The organism is Bacillus sp. J14TS2 (genome assembly GCF_018333015.1).
Classification (GTDB): domain Bacteria; phylum Bacillota; class Bacilli; order Bacillales; family Bacillaceae_C; genus Lederbergia.
Genome location: NZ_BORE01000007.1, coordinates 163,763 through 177,378, shown reverse-complemented (window position 1 = coordinate 177,378; position 13,616 = coordinate 163,763). Strand labels below are relative to the sequence as shown.

Below are 13,616 nucleotides of genomic sequence, written 5' to 3'. Positions count from 1 at the left end.
AAATTTTTGTATATAAATCCCGAAGGATTATATCAGCTTTTAACCGATCCAATGACAAGTCCCTTTACAAAATATTTCTGTAAAAATGGGTAAAGGAAAATAATGGGTCCGATTGTGACGATGGCAGTGGCCATCTTGACTGATTCAGATGGCAATGTGACATCATCTGCTCCACCTAGCATAGTCATCTCATTGATCATACTAATCTCGGATTTCAATTGTAATAGCATAAATTGAAGCGGATACAAATCCTTGTTATCGATTAGCATGATAGCATTCCACCAGTTGTTCCAGTACTCTAGTCCGTAAAAAAGCGCAATTGTGGCTAGGACGGGCTTGCAAAGCGGAAGATAGATGCGAAAAGCAATTGTAATGTCATTTGCCCCGTCGATGGTTGCTGATTCTCTTAATGAATCCGGTACCCCATTCATGAAGTTGCGTACAAGAAAGAGATTAAACGGACTGAACAGAAGCGAGGGAATAATCAGCGCCAGAAGATTGTCTGTAAGCCCAAGGGATCGGTTCATTAGATACCAAGGAACAATCCCAGCTGAGAAAATCATTGTAATAAAAAAATAGAGTGCTAGTGTATTGCGGAATTTCACGTTTTTATTAGCCAAAGTATAACCCGCCATGCCTGTGATTAGGACGGCAAGAAGGGTGCCAACAACGGTAATGAAGATCGAAACCATGTAACTTTGTATAACTTGGGACCCGCCGGTAAAAATGACCTCGTATGCATACAGAGATAACTTTTTAGGAAACAGGCTATAGCCGTTCTTCAGAATCGAGTCTTCATCTGTAATGGAGATCATCAGCACCAGTATCATCGGAAATAGACACATCGCCGAATAAAAGGTAATGCCAATATACATGATTGCTTTACTGATAGAACCTCTTCTCATTTCTACGCCTCCTTATATACATTTTTAAGCACATAACTATGCTTCCATATGTGGCATGCTGCCAAAAGCAAATGGTGTTAATAGAGAGCCCCATCCTTGAAATATTTTCTCGTAATGGTGTTGGTGCCAAAGACAAGAATAAAGCCGACCACGGATTGAAATAGACCGACTGCCATGGCCTCGGAAGGATCACCGATCTGGCGCAAGGAACGGAACACGTAGGTGTCGATGATGTCCGTCGTCTGATAGAGGGTTCCGTTATCCCCAATCAAAGCGTAGATCATTCCAAAATCACCGTACATGATCTTACCGATGGAGAGGAGAGTTAAAATCACAACCGTCGGCATCATCAAGGGAATGGTAATTTTCTTGCACATCTGCCATCGATTTGCCCCATCAATCTGGGCTGCCTCGTACAAGGTTTCATCAATTCCGGTAATGGTAGCTAGGTAAATGACGGCACTCATTCCTGCTCCTTTCCAGACATGCATAAGGGTCAGGATCCATGGCCAGACATTCGGTTCAGTAAACCAGTTGATGGAGGGTATCCCCAATATATTTAACAGTTGGTTCACAATGCCCATATCCATAGAAAAGAACGCGTAGACCACATAGCTAATAATGATCCAAGAGATAAAATTAGGGAACAGCATAACGGATTGGCTGATTTTGACGAACAGTTTCTTTCGCAGTTCATTCAACACTAATGCGATGATGATTGCCATCAGGGTACCAAAGGTAATGAACAAAATGTTCAGGAAGATCGTATTAAAGGTAACCGTGAAGGCTTTATTGGAACGAAAGAAAAACTCGAAATTTTTAAAGCCGACCCATTCGCTATGGAAGATTCCTTTTGTATAATCAAATCGTTGAAAGGCGATCAACATATACGGATATGTCATATATCCAAAAATAAAAGTGTATATCATGGCCGGTAGGACTAATAGGTAAGAAGTACCGTTTTTTTGAATATCAAATATAAGTCCTTTTCGCTTACGTGGTCTTTTTTCTTCTTTTTCAAATCTCTCCTTGGTTGATATTGTTTCTTCTGTTTGTGTTGTGAGTTTCATTATTGTTCAACCCCTTTCATATTTTGAAGTCTGTGATTCTTTCACTCTCCTTCACAGCGTTCTTACTTCTTCCATCGTAGGGTGGAGGCCCTTTCCTGGTCAATTTCAAAAATGCAGAAAGGCTTTCACAATGTGACGAAAACCTTTCAAAAAAGGTACATGACTTTCAATTTTGAATAAAGCGGTACTTTTTTTACCATTTTTGCTATATAGTTTAAATTGTTATCTCAAGGGCAATGGAGGAATCTTCATGCGAGTTACTCTAGGACGATTTACCCGCTACAAAACGTTCCAAAAACTCACAATTTCATATTTTTTACTTATTTTCATCACTGTCAGCATGCTATCAGGGATTCTCTTCTATTTATTTTCCAACAGCGCCATCAAGGAGATTGATCGCAATTCCAAGGCGATGTTGTCACAAATTAGCTACGCATCGGACGATGTCTATAATCAAGTCATGACGATCGGTAATGCCCTAATCAACGAACCGAAGGTGATCTCCTTTCTAAATGACAATAGGGAAGATAAGACGAGGAATTATCATGTCTTTCGACAACTATCACAGATCAAGAGCGCATATCCGAATATTCATAGCATAGGGATATACCGTCCTTCTACTGATACAAATGTGGATACTTCTGGACTACCGTTTGATCCATCCTTGTATACGATCAGCGCCGAACAATATATGGAGTTTTATCCGCGTACACTGTCTATCAAAAATATGAATAACAATCGTCCGTTTCAATTTTTGACGTTTTTACTCTATCCGAACTATTCGCCACTTTCATCCGATAATCCACTTATTTACATCAATGTGGAGGAGCAGTCTATCCTGATCACGATTCGAAAAATTAGTAAAGCGGATTCGGCCAACAATGTGTTCGTGATGAACAAGGAAGGAAAAGTTCTGTCCCATACAGATTCAAACCTTTTTCTAAAGGATTTGTCCCAAGAGGACTATGTTCAGCGAATCCTCAATGATGAGAAACCTAAACATAGCTTTACTATGCCGATTAATGAGGAGAAGCACCTTGTTACATACGTGAAGTCAGTGGAAATGGATTGGTATTTTGTAAGCGTTATCCCCTATGAAAATCTAATTTCTAATATTCATGAACTACGAATCTTTACTCTAATGGTGACTGCAGCTATTGTGCTTGTAGGCCTATTGTTCTCTGTCTTTTTAACCCAAAACATGTATAAGCCTTTATCATCTCTTTTTGAAAAAATTAAATTAAGTTCTCCTTCTTCACTGAAATCCTCTGTCATTGATGAATACCAGATTTTATCGGAGGTTTTTACAACACTAGAGGAGAATGAAAAAACAATGAAATTTGTCATTAATCGATCTTCAAGGACGATTCGGAAGCATTATCTTCAAACGATTCTGAAGGGGTATACTCAAGATATCGCCGCCCCGGAAGAAATGATTCGGGATATAGATAAACAGATATCTGGTCCGTATTTTTGCGTCATGTTGTTCAAGCTTGATGATTTGGAAAAAGTAAAAGAATGGGTTAGCACGGACCAACAGTCCCTTTTGCGCTTTGCTCTCGGAAACATTGCGAACGAGTTATTGGGGAAATTTGGAACCTGTGATCTCTTAATTACAGGCGAAAATGAGGTGGTGGTGGTCAGCCAATATGAAAGAAATGAACACCCAGAGGAATTAAAAACCGCTCTGCGAGACGTACAAAGTTTTCTGAGGCACTATTTTAAGTTGACAACCTCAATCGGAGTTGGAGAAATAGTGTGTGGTAAGAAAAACATCCAACATTCTTATAGTTCCGCTCAACAGTTTGTGAAATATCGACTTATATATGGAAATGAATCAATCCTAGATGCCTCGACAACGCGCTCCCATCTCATGACATCCTTGAGCTATCCGACTGATTGTGAGAAAAAGTTGATTGAGGCGATTCAATCTGGGAAACCTGAAGTGATACGGGAAAGAATTGAGCAATTTACTGGGGTGATTTCTACAGGCTCATACAACCAGGTGATTACGTATAGTACCCAACTGTTACTCTCGTTGCTAAAGCATTTTGATTATCTGCAATCTTTGCCGGATACGAACTTTAATGATTATCTTGATGCAATTATGGATATTGAAGCTGCGGAGAGGATGGAGGACATTGAATTAATTGTCAGTGACTACTGTTCAAATATATGTTTCTTGATAGAAGAGAGAAACCATTGGATCAATGTGCAAAAACATAATAGCGTCATCGAGAAGGTAAAGAACTATATTCAAGAACATTATGCAGAGCCGAATCTATCTCTAAAATTCGTTTCCAACATTGCAGATCTCTCACCAAGATATCTTGGCAAGTTATTCAAAGAGTCCACACAACAGTCTTTCAGTGAGTATCTTAACCATACGCGGCTTGAGATAGCCCGGGAACTCTTGCTTACTACAAATGAGACAGCATCTAAGATTAGTGAATCGGTTGGAATGCATAATATTACGTATTTCTCCACCCTGTTCAAGAAAAAGTATGGAATGTCCCCCGCCACTTACCGTGAGCAGCACACATCCATCAGAAAAATAGAATAGGGGTAAGGTCATGGGAAGTGATACTTTGACAAAGTAGATACCAGTTTGGGTATACTTAAACTGTTATACTGGTTAAACCGATCCAACCTATCACAATGAAGCAACAATAAGAGAATAAAAAGGAGGTTAAGACAATGCTAGCGACAATAAAGCAAGTGAACGATGGATATATGGCTCAATTTGAGCGTCACTTTCAACATTCTGTGGACAGGGTTTGGGCGATGCTGACAGACAATCAAAAGTTGAAGCTTTGGTTTCCAGAATTATCAATTATAGAACTACGTGAGGGAGGAAGCATTCAGTTTGATATGCAAGATGGGACATATGAAGAAATGACCATCACCTCTTATTCTCCGCAGTCTATTTTAGCCTTCACATGGGCGGATGATCTAGTTCGCTTTGAGCTATACGAAGAGTCTGCAGGCTGTTTTTGTATTATGAAGGAAGAGCTTCAAACGATTACAGAGCATACCCCGCGAGATCTTGCCGGTTGGCATGTATGCCTTGATGTAATTCAAGCCTTATTAGACGGGCGGGAGATCGAGACAAGAAAACAGGAATGGGAGAAATGGTACGAGCAATATCGGGAGGCTGTGCACAAGCTGAGCTAAAATGGAATTGAAGATAGACTAAGGGAGGGATAGCCTGAATGGCTATCCTAATTCTTGTCCTGTGACGACGATATAAACAATCAAAAATATGTTTAACACAATGATGATGGCTGTGCAAATCCAAGCAAGAACTTTGATCCACGTACGATTAGCGAATTCCCCCATTTTTTCCCTGCTGTTTGTAAAAACAACAAGCGGGACAACGGCAAAGGGAAGTTGCAGGCTTAAGACTACTTGGCTCCAAAGTAAAAGATCAGCTGTTCCACGTGAACCCGCAATCCAAGTAACAACAAATGCAGGTACTACGGCGATTAGGCGTGTGATAATTCGACGAAGCCAAGGAGAGATTTTTAACTGAATAAAGCCTTCCATCACAATTTGTCCTGATAGCGTTCCAGTTATGGTTGAGTTCTGTCCTGATGCTAGAAGAGCAACAGCGAATAAGGTACTGGCTATCCCAATTCCAACCGTCGGGCTTAAAAGTCGATAGGCTTCTTCAATTTCTGAGACTTGAATTCCTTTTCCATGAAAAGCAGCGGCTCCAAGGATTAAGATCGCTGAATTGATAAGAAAGGCTACTGTCAAGGAAAAGCTAGAGTCCATGACAGAGAACTTGATCGCTTCTTTTTTTCCAGGTGTTGTTCGTTTATATTGTCGTGTTTGGACTATTGCTGAATGTAAGTACAGATTATGCGGCATCACTGTTGCTCCTAAAATTCCGAGTGAAATAAATAGCATTTCTGGGTTCACAACAATCTCCGGATCAGGGATATATCCTTTTAAAAGAGCGGAAATTTCTGGTTTAGAAGCAATCACTTCAAATACGAAGACAGCGAATATCGTGACCATTAACACTATCACAATTGATTCAATAATACGGAATCCCTTTTTTTGTAATAATAATAGTAATAAGACATCCAATGTTGTAATCAAAATACCAACAAGCAATGGGATACCGAAAAGCAAGTTCAAGGCAATGGCTGACCCAATGACTTCAGCTAAATCTGTCGCAATAATAGCAAGCTCGGTTAGAATCCACAGCACAAAAGAGAGCTTTTTACCTGTTGCATCTCGTGTTGCTTGAGCCAAATCTCGTCCTGTCACAATCCCAAGTTTAGCGGACAATGTTTGTAAAAGAATCGCCATTAAATTAGCAATGAGAATAATGGACAGTAATGTGTAACCAAATCGCGCTCCACCTGCAATAGAAGTGGCCCAATTACCAGGATCTACGTATCCAACAGCCACGAGTGAACCAGGACCGGCAAAAGCAAAAAACTTTCTCCAAAAACCGGCATTTTCCGGGATGCGGACAGAGTTATTCACCTCTTCTAAGCTACGATTAGAACTATGCTGCAACCAACCACGACGTGAGTTTGATGATGGATCATGTTCGTTCAAGTTACCACCTCATAAAATATGCGATAGGGAAAGTAACTTTCCTTAGGGCAAATGTTGTAGTATAAATACCTTTAGACGGAATTTCTATCATATAGATATAATACCCATTTAATGCATTTTTAACATTTACCTTATAAGATTTTAGTGTGGAGAGAAGTTTGTGGTATAAAAGGGGCTGCGAGGAAATCCCCACAGCTCGGGAACTTTTGGGGCAGGCAATCTCTTTCTTAGCAAGTCCTCTTTTCGCCAATGACTCGTATTCTTTTATAATCAGCCAGCCAATGCCCATTTTGGAACATCGTTGCCTGTAGATGTTTTTCCGTACCTTCGATAAGCTTGTCCTTTTCGTCTGTGGTTAATCCCTTGAAAAGGGAATCGCCAAACATATTAAGCCATTTTTTTAATCCGTCTTTCCCCTCCAAAGGAGTTGGACGATCAAAATGCTGAGCAAAAGTTACGTGGAACCCCGCTTTTTCCATTAAAGTTGTATATTCTCCAATGCTAGGGAAATACCAAGGAATTCGCCTTTCCCCCTCTTTAATTCCATTCTTTTGAAACTGAAGAAGTAGAGCATCGACAATTTTTTGTACATTGCCTTTTCCTCCAAACTCTGCGATCAATCGTCCGCCGGGGACTAAGGCTTTATATATAGAGGAAAGAACTTCTTCGGGAGGTTGAATCCAATGCAAAGTAGCATTAGAGAACACTGCATCAAACTCGTCCTGGTAGGGGAGGGAGCGCGCATCCTCTACTTTAAAAGGAATATGGGGATATTTCTCTTTTGCTTCCGCAATCATGTTGCTGGATTGATCGACCCCAAAGACTTGAGCCCCTAAATCAGTAATTTGCTGGGCTAAATCCCCAGTACCACAGCCTAGATCCAAAATTCTCTCTCCATTTTGCGGGGCTAATAATGTTATAATACTTTCCCCAAACTTTGATACAAACGAATGACTTTGATCATATAGTTTTGAATTCCATGCATCATGAACGTTTTTCATCTCTATTCCTCCTATTCCCATTTTGTAATGATATTATATCGATTAAGTTCTATAATGAAAATAAACAATTTTAGCTGTAATAAATAACAGTTTGTTATCGGAGTGGATGTATCGTGGAGATAAAATGGATAAAAACCTTTTTAGCAGCCGCTGAATATGAAAACTTCAGAAAGGCATCAGAGGAGTTGTATTTGACACAACCTGCCGTGTCTAAACATATTAGGCAATTGGAGAAAACGCTCCATACAGCTTTATTTAAAAGGGAAGGGAAAGGTGTTAATCTTACAGCGGCAGGTCTTATATTTCTCCCGATTGCAAAGAAAATCTCGGAAACGTTTGACCAAGGAATGGATGACTTTGAATCATGGAAACAAGGATACACCCGTAAACTAACAATGGTAGCGGCACCGCAAATCGCGTCATCCTTTTTGCCCACATTATTGCGTTTATTTATGGAGCAACATCCAGAGATAGAAGTTATGATTCATGTTTTGAAATCATATGACATTGGCGAAGAAGTAAGCGCGGGAAGAGCAGATATCGGATTAACAAGAATTCAGCCGATCCAGTCAAATATACGTTATGAAATGATTCATGAAGAGAGAGTGCTTTTAGTAGGAAGTCCATTTATGCCACAAAAAGATAGTGAGAATGAGACGAATGCTCTCCGGACTTATCGACTGATTACAGATAATCACCCAGACTATTGGGATGACCTTTTACCGTTAATTAAAGGTTTTTATCCTTATGTACAGACAATGCCGGTTCATCAAATAGAAGGAACGAAGCGATTTATTAAGGAAGGACTTGGTGTCTCTTATTTACCTTATTCCATGGTTAAGGATGAATTAGAGCTAGGAGGGTTGAGGGAGATTCCATCTATTCATATCCAACCGCCGACTTCTAAAACTTATTTGATCTCGAAGGTGGACACGGAGGAAGCCCAATTGTTTTCTCGGTTTTTAAAAGTGATGGTGGCCAGGCTATAACGTGTGGCATAATTTCGAAAGGTGGTCTTTAAAGTGATAAAAGCGATAATATTCGATTTAGACGGGACATTATTGAATCGACAAGCATCTGTCGAAAGGTTTATTCACCATCAATATGAACGGTTATATGAGTCTCTTTGTCATATACCAGAGAAACAATATATATCTAGATTCATAGAGCTAGATGATCGTGGATATGTATGGAAGGACAAGGTCTATCAACAAATGGTTGAGACATTTTCTATTCAAAAAATAACTTGGGAAGAGTTATTAGCGGATTATGTTAGTAATTTTCATAAGCAGTGTGTCGCTTTTCCCAACCTAATTCCGATGCTTGAACAATTGCAAGGTAGACTTTCACTTGGCATGATCACGAATGGAAAAGGGACATTTCAGCTGGAAAACATCCGGGCTTTAAACATTGAAGCTTATTTTAGCTCGATTTTGATATCTGAATGTGAAGGGATCAGTAAACCAGATCCAAAAATTTTTCAAAAGGCTGCCAATGAATTGGGATTGTCTCCAAGTGACTGTATCTATGTAGGAGATCATCCCGCCAATGATGTCAAGGGAGCGCAAGCTGTTGGAATGAAGGCGATTTGGAAGAGGGATCCCTATTTTAGAGAGGCGGAAGCCGATTATATAATAGAGGATTTAGAGGAAATACCCCTTCTATTAGGGGTTGGGGAGTAGAATGCTAGAAACTCGAGAAGCTGTGCTTCAATGTATTCGACAAGACACTTGGATGATGGAGATCTTAAAAAATGCTAAAAGCTTAGAACTGCCTGATTGGTGGATTTGTGCTGGATTTGTCCGCTCAAAAATATGGGATCAATTGCATGATTTCTCTGTCCGTACTCCACTTGCGGATATCGACGTGATTTACTTTGATCGATCGGATCCGAATGAGCGAATTGAAAAGGAGTATGAAAAAAGGCTAGCAGAATTATCTTCCCATATCCCTTGGTCTGTTAAAAATCAAGCAAGGATGCATCAGGTAAGCAAGATGTCTCCATATACTTCGAGTATTGATGGAATGGCAAAATTCCCAGAAACGGTAACAGCTTTAGGAGTCAAACTCGATGAAAAAGGGGAAGTTGTATTAACGACGCCATGGGGTTTAGACGATGTGCTGAAAATGGAAGTCAGACCCACAAAATATTATACAAAAAATAGTGGTAGGGAAGCCATCTATGCCCGTCGTATTGCTGCAAAAAATTGGTCGCAGACTTGGCCTTATCTAAAGGTTTATGATACAGCTGGAAAACTCATAAGTGACCAATAGGATAAAAAACGATTAGAGATCTCTACAGATTTTGGTAAATTCGAAGAACAAGTAGGGTATTTCCTTGCAAAATAAGGAAAGGAGCAATTATGAGCAGATTGCTCCTTACAGAAATATTTTTACTGTTCTTTGGTTTCCTGTAAAAAGGCTTCTTCCTCTTCCGAACTCAAAATGCCTGTTGCTTCTCCAATTGTGCCTCCCTGTAATTGCCAAATCGCATTATGGTCTTGGTCCACTTTAGAAAAGTCGTCTTCTCGCCATCGTTCTAAAATTTCCCTATAAACATTCTTATTCTTTAAATCTGCTTTATCTAAACCTTGCCATAACCAGTCAATACGCTCAGAAGTAATTTCATAAAAACCCCACTTCTCATCAGCAATGACTTTTTGATGGGACATTTTATGAAGGTAATTTCGATAATCTTCGTCTGTTAACTCCTCTTGTGTACTATTTTTTCCGAAAGGATTGGGAGCCTCTGTGTCCACTTTCACAACTTCCTCCTCTTCAGAAGTTGAAGCAGCACGGACCTCTGTTCCTCGCCTTTCCTTGTTTGTTTTATCTGCTGATTGAGATGAATCTGTGTATACAAGGATAACGAAAATTCCCACCATAACAACGATAAGTCCAATTGCGGACCAAACGATTTTTTTATACACGCAATAATCCTCCTTTAGCAAAATAAAGTATAATTGCATAATCAGCTTTTAAAGGGTTTCTTCTTATATTCGGTATAAATCATGAATTACCTGCAAAATATTAGTACTCGAAAAATAGAGGATCTAGCGTTATAATACTATAGTTAAATACTCAAACTTGAAAGAGAGTGTTACGTATGGGACGTAAATGGAATAATATTAAAGAGAAAAAGGCACTTAAGGATAAAAATACAAGTCGGATCTATGCGAAATTTGGACGGGAAATCTACGTAGCGGCAAAACAGGGTGAACCAGACCCAGAGGCAAATCAAGCTTTAAAAGTCGTTTTGGAACGAGCTAAAACATACAATGTACCGAAAACGATTATTGATCGTGCCATCGAAAAGGCAAAAGGTGGTTCAGAGGAAAACTATTCAGAGCTTCGTTATGAAGGCTTCGGTCCAAATGGATCAATGATTATTGCTGATGCTCTCACCAATAATGTGAACCGAACAGCATCCGAGGTTCGATCAGCGTTTGGAAAAAATGGCGGTAATATGGGAGTAAGCGGTTCTGTTGCATACATGTTTGAACCCACTGCTGTATTTGGCTTTGATGGGAAAACTGCTGATGATGTATTAGAAATTCTAATGGAAGCTGAAATCGATGTTCGCGATATCATCGAGGAAGAGGACACAGTGATCGTGTATGCGGAGCCAGATCAGTTTCATGCTGTACAAGAGACTTTGGAACAAGCGGGCATTACAGAGTTTTCTGTTGCTGAATTAACGATGCTTGCTCAAAATGAAGTGTCTTTGACAGAAGAGGACCAAGAGCAGTTTGAAAAATTGATTGATGTGTTAGAAGACTTGGAAGATGTTCAACAAGTGCATCATAATGTAGCATTGGATGACTAGTTCTGAAAGGCTGTTCAAAAGGTTCGGATTTATCCTCTTTTTGAACAGCTTTTTGTTTTCTAGTCCTCACTGGAATCTCTTATTTAAGTGGACAATAAGGTAACGGTGAATAAAAGCAGCGTGATGACGCATAAAGACAAAGTACGACGAATAAACTCCGTTCTATGATGGATAAATCCCCTCAGCTTCCACAATAGTGAAAAAATACGCCTCAATAACGTGGATATCTCGCCAAATTTCTGTATCATTAGACAAATCCGATTTTGTAAGCGATAATTTTTATATAGAAGTTCGACTTCCCGATTATGGAGGTGCTACAAAGATGAAAAACGAACAGGAAAATAAAAATCAAATGGAAGATCTGATTAAATCTATATATGAAGCTTTAGCAAAAGCAAAAATCCCCGGAAAGGTAAAAGATAAAATCCGTGTGGAGTTGGATCATTTAAAATCTTTTACATTGGATGCACGACCTGCTCGCTTTGCAATTGTTGGGCGGAGAGGAGCTGGAAAGTCTAGTCTCATTAATGCGATTTTTAGTGAAAAAAGAGCGGAAATCGGTGATGTCAAGGCGCGAACAGGAGCTGGGAAGTGGCATCGTTATCAATCAGATGCTGGAGCACTTGAAATATTGGACACACGAGGCTTAGGAGAGGCAGATGATCCGGAAGAGGCTTTCTCGAAAGACACTGCATTCGAGGAAGTACAGTCCTCAATCAAGGAAAAATGCCCGGATGCGATTTTATTTTTGAGTAAGGCAAAAGAAGTGAGCTCACGGATTGATGAGGATTTGTTGCAATTATTAGAATTGAAAAAGACGATTCAAGAGGTACATGAATTTGACGTACCGATTATTGGGGTTGTAACACAAGTCGATGAGCTAAGCCCAAAATCAGCGGACAAGCCACCATTCGATCATCCAGTCAAACAGGAAAATATTCAAGAAGCGATTCAAGTACTAGAGGAGAAATTGCGCGAAGCTGTTTCGAATCCTGTGCAGGTTATCCCTGTCGCTGCCTATATGGAATTTGATAATGACGAAATTGCTTACGATATTCGTTGGAATATTGATCGCTTATTGGACTATTTAATTGAACAGCTGCCAAATGAGGCACAAATGGTACTAGCGAAATTATCCAAGATAAAGTCCGTGCAAAAAAAGGTTGCCCGGCGGTTGGGAAAGAGTATAGCCGGTATAACGGGGGCGATCGGGGCTAGTCCAATTCCAGGACCTGATCTGCCGATTATTACTGGCCTACAAACAACGATGATCGCTTCGATAGCACTAATTTCCGGTCAAAAACTCGGAAAAAAATCGGTTGTAGAATTTATGGGCGCCTTAGGCCTTAACGTTGCGACTGGGATTGTTTTACGTCAGATAGCCAGACAATTGGTGAAATTTATTCCCGTTGCGGGAAGTGTGATCTCTGGGGCCATTGCAACAGCTGGAACCTACGCTTTATGTGAGGCAGCCATAGCTTATTTTATTGATGGAAAATCAATGAAACAGGTTAAGGAAACCTTTGATGAAGAATTTGAAGAGAAGAAAAAGGAACAATGAGCTAGATGAGGCGGTCCTTGATTGCCTCATTTTTAATTTCTGAATAGGCGAAAAATCAGGAGAAGGGCTCAAGAGAAGAGAGGATAGTGAATTTGGAGGTGGGCAGATGACTTATTATGCTTATTTTGCATCGCATGCACCGTTATCAACGGAAGCAATTGGATATCAGCCAATCCGTGAAAATGTTTATGCTTCTGAGCTTGATTTTACGGGGTTATGGTTTGAGGAAAATATGGATGAAACCACTCAAAAAAGATATCCATTTTCGAAACTTGTGCGTCTTCGCTATCAAACAAGATGCACTTCAAATCATTTACCGATAGAAGGAAACTATCGCCCCAATCATCCATTTTGCAAGAAAATTTCTGTTCTCCTATATGAATATATTTTAAGGGCTTTAGAAGATAGTCCTATTGTAGTTTATTATATTTCATTGGATAGCCATGAGAATGAAGAGTTTAATACGGTTAAAACGGTCCACTTATCGGAAATTCAAACTCATGAGGACCTCCATATCAATGATCGCGATTGTTTGCGAATTATTCGTGACGATCCGATTTTAGAGTATTTAGAGGATGAATCTGGATTTATCTATGTAAAATCACCCTGAATATATACAAAGGTATCTAAAATCAGATAGAATGATAAACTATTCTATGGAAAATGGTGAATAATTTC

13 protein-coding genes are annotated in these 13,616 nt (G+C 39.7%); 8 read left to right on the top strand and 5 right to left on the bottom strand.

The window, feature by feature from the left end:
• Positions 1-32: 32 nt before the first annotated feature.
• Both KI375_RS12550 and KI375_RS12545 read right to left on the bottom strand, forming a co-directional pair.
• Complete coding sequence (locus KI375_RS12550; protein ID WP_212973842.1) at positions 33-905, bottom strand: carbohydrate ABC transporter permease; 873 nt, start codon at positions 903-905, stop codon at positions 33-35.
• A gap of 77 nt (positions 906-982) precedes the next feature.
• Positions 983-1,975 (bottom strand): ABC transporter permease, encoded by a 993-nt coding sequence (locus KI375_RS12545; RefSeq protein ID WP_212973841.1) that lies wholly within the window; start codon positions 1,973-1,975, stop codon positions 983-985.
• A gap of 250 nt (positions 1,976-2,225) precedes the next feature.
• Between KI375_RS12545 and KI375_RS12540 the strand changes: the two genes are divergently transcribed.
• Together KI375_RS12540 and KI375_RS12535 are read left to right on the top strand one after the other, a co-directional pair.
• The gene (locus tag KI375_RS12540; RefSeq protein ID WP_212973840.1) at positions 2,226-4,538 is read left to right on the top strand and encodes a helix-turn-helix domain-containing protein; all 2,313 of its coding nucleotides are present in this window, start codon (positions 2,226-2,228) and stop codon (positions 4,536-4,538) included.
• 134 nt (positions 4,539-4,672) lie between these two features.
• On the top strand, positions 4,673-5,149 hold the full coding sequence (locus KI375_RS12535) for an SRPBCC family protein (protein WP_212973839.1): 477 nt from the start codon (positions 4,673-4,675) through the stop codon (positions 5,147-5,149).
• Between the two features lie 42 nt (positions 5,150-5,191).
• Here the strand turns inward: KI375_RS12535 and KI375_RS12530 are convergent, their stop codons facing one another.
• Complete coding sequence (locus KI375_RS12530; protein ID WP_212973838.1) at positions 5,192-6,550, bottom strand: Nramp family divalent metal transporter; 1,359 nt, start codon at positions 6,548-6,550, stop codon at positions 5,192-5,194.
• A gap of 227 nt (positions 6,551-6,777) precedes the next feature.
• Positions 6,778-7,551 carry a class I SAM-dependent methyltransferase gene (locus KI375_RS12525; protein WP_212973837.1) on the bottom strand — a complete coding sequence of 258 codons (774 nt, stop codon included), beginning with the start codon at positions 7,549-7,551 and terminating at the stop codon, positions 6,778-6,780.
• A gap of 113 nt (positions 7,552-7,664) precedes the next feature.
• On the opposite strand from KI375_RS12525, the gene KI375_RS12520 reads away from it, so the two are divergent.
• Genes KI375_RS12520 through KI375_RS12510 form a run of 3 tightly spaced genes read left to right on the top strand, consistent with a single transcriptional unit; the run spans position 7,665 to position 9,825 of the window.
• Positions 7,665-8,540, top strand: coding sequence for a LysR family transcriptional regulator (locus KI375_RS12520; RefSeq protein ID WP_212973836.1), 876 nt, complete (start codon positions 7,665-7,667; stop codon positions 8,538-8,540).
• Positions 8,541-8,573: 33 nt separating this feature from the next.
• Positions 8,574-9,233 carry an HAD family hydrolase gene (locus tag KI375_RS12515; RefSeq protein ID WP_212973835.1) on the top strand — a complete coding sequence of 220 codons (660 nt, stop codon included), beginning with the start codon at positions 8,574-8,576 and terminating at the stop codon, positions 9,231-9,233.
• Position 9,234: 1 nt separating this feature from the next.
• Complete coding sequence (locus KI375_RS12510; protein WP_212973834.1) at positions 9,235-9,825, top strand: nucleotidyltransferase family protein; 591 nt, start codon at positions 9,235-9,237, stop codon at positions 9,823-9,825.
• A 119-nt stretch (positions 9,826-9,944) separates the two neighbouring features.
• On the opposite strand, the gene KI375_RS12505 is transcribed toward KI375_RS12510, so the two are convergent.
• Positions 9,945-10,481, bottom strand: a complete 537-nt coding sequence (locus tag KI375_RS12505; RefSeq protein WP_212973833.1) for a DUF6241 domain-containing protein — start codon at positions 10,479-10,481, stop codon at positions 9,945-9,947.
• 176 nt (positions 10,482-10,657) lie between these two features.
• Between KI375_RS12505 and KI375_RS12500 the strand changes: the two genes are divergently transcribed.
• The 3 genes from KI375_RS12500 (at position 10,658) to KI375_RS12490 (ending at position 13,548) form a co-directional block, all read left to right on the top strand.
• Positions 10,658-11,377 (top strand): YebC/PmpR family DNA-binding transcriptional regulator, encoded by a 720-nt coding sequence (locus KI375_RS12500; protein ID WP_212973832.1) that lies wholly within the window; start codon positions 10,658-10,660, stop codon positions 11,375-11,377.
• A 322-nt stretch (positions 11,378-11,699) separates the two neighbouring features.
• On the top strand, positions 11,700-12,938 hold the full coding sequence (locus KI375_RS12495; RefSeq protein ID WP_212973831.1) for a GTPase family protein: 1,239 nt from the start codon (positions 11,700-11,702) through the stop codon (positions 12,936-12,938).
• A 106-nt stretch (positions 12,939-13,044) separates the two neighbouring features.
• On the top strand, positions 13,045-13,548 hold the full coding sequence (locus KI375_RS12490; RefSeq protein WP_212973830.1) for a hypothetical protein: 504 nt from the start codon (positions 13,045-13,047) through the stop codon (positions 13,546-13,548).
• Positions 13,549-13,616 lie beyond the last annotated feature (68 nt).

What these genes read in the sequence shown, in the direction of transcription:
- KI375_RS12550 (WP_212973842.1), bottom strand. Translation starts at nt 905, where the DNA reads ATGAGAAGAGGTTCTATCAGTAAAGCAATCATGTATATTGGCATTACC.
- KI375_RS12545 (WP_212973841.1), bottom strand. Translation starts at nt 1,975, where the DNA reads ATGAAACTCACAACACAAACAGAAGAAACAATATCAACCAAGGAGAGA.
- KI375_RS12540 (WP_212973840.1), top strand. Translation starts at nt 2,226, where the DNA reads ATGCGAGTTACTCTAGGACGATTTACCCGCTACAAAACGTTCCAAAAA.
- KI375_RS12535 (WP_212973839.1), top strand. Translation starts at nt 4,673, where the DNA reads ATGCTAGCGACAATAAAGCAAGTGAACGATGGATATATGGCTCAATTT.
- KI375_RS12525 (WP_212973837.1), bottom strand. Translation starts at nt 7,551, where the DNA reads ATGAAAAACGTTCATGATGCATGGAATTCAAAACTATATGATCAAAGT.
- KI375_RS12510 (WP_212973834.1), top strand. Translation starts at nt 9,235, where the DNA reads ATGCTAGAAACTCGAGAAGCTGTGCTTCAATGTATTCGACAAGACACT.
- KI375_RS12500 (WP_212973832.1), top strand. Translation starts at nt 10,658, where the DNA reads ATGGGACGTAAATGGAATAATATTAAAGAGAAAAAGGCACTTAAGGAT.
- KI375_RS12495 (WP_212973831.1), top strand. Translation starts at nt 11,700, where the DNA reads ATGAAAAACGAACAGGAAAATAAAAATCAAATGGAAGATCTGATTAAA.
- KI375_RS12490 (WP_212973830.1), top strand. Translation starts at nt 13,045, where the DNA reads ATGACTTATTATGCTTATTTTGCATCGCATGCACCGTTATCAACGGAA.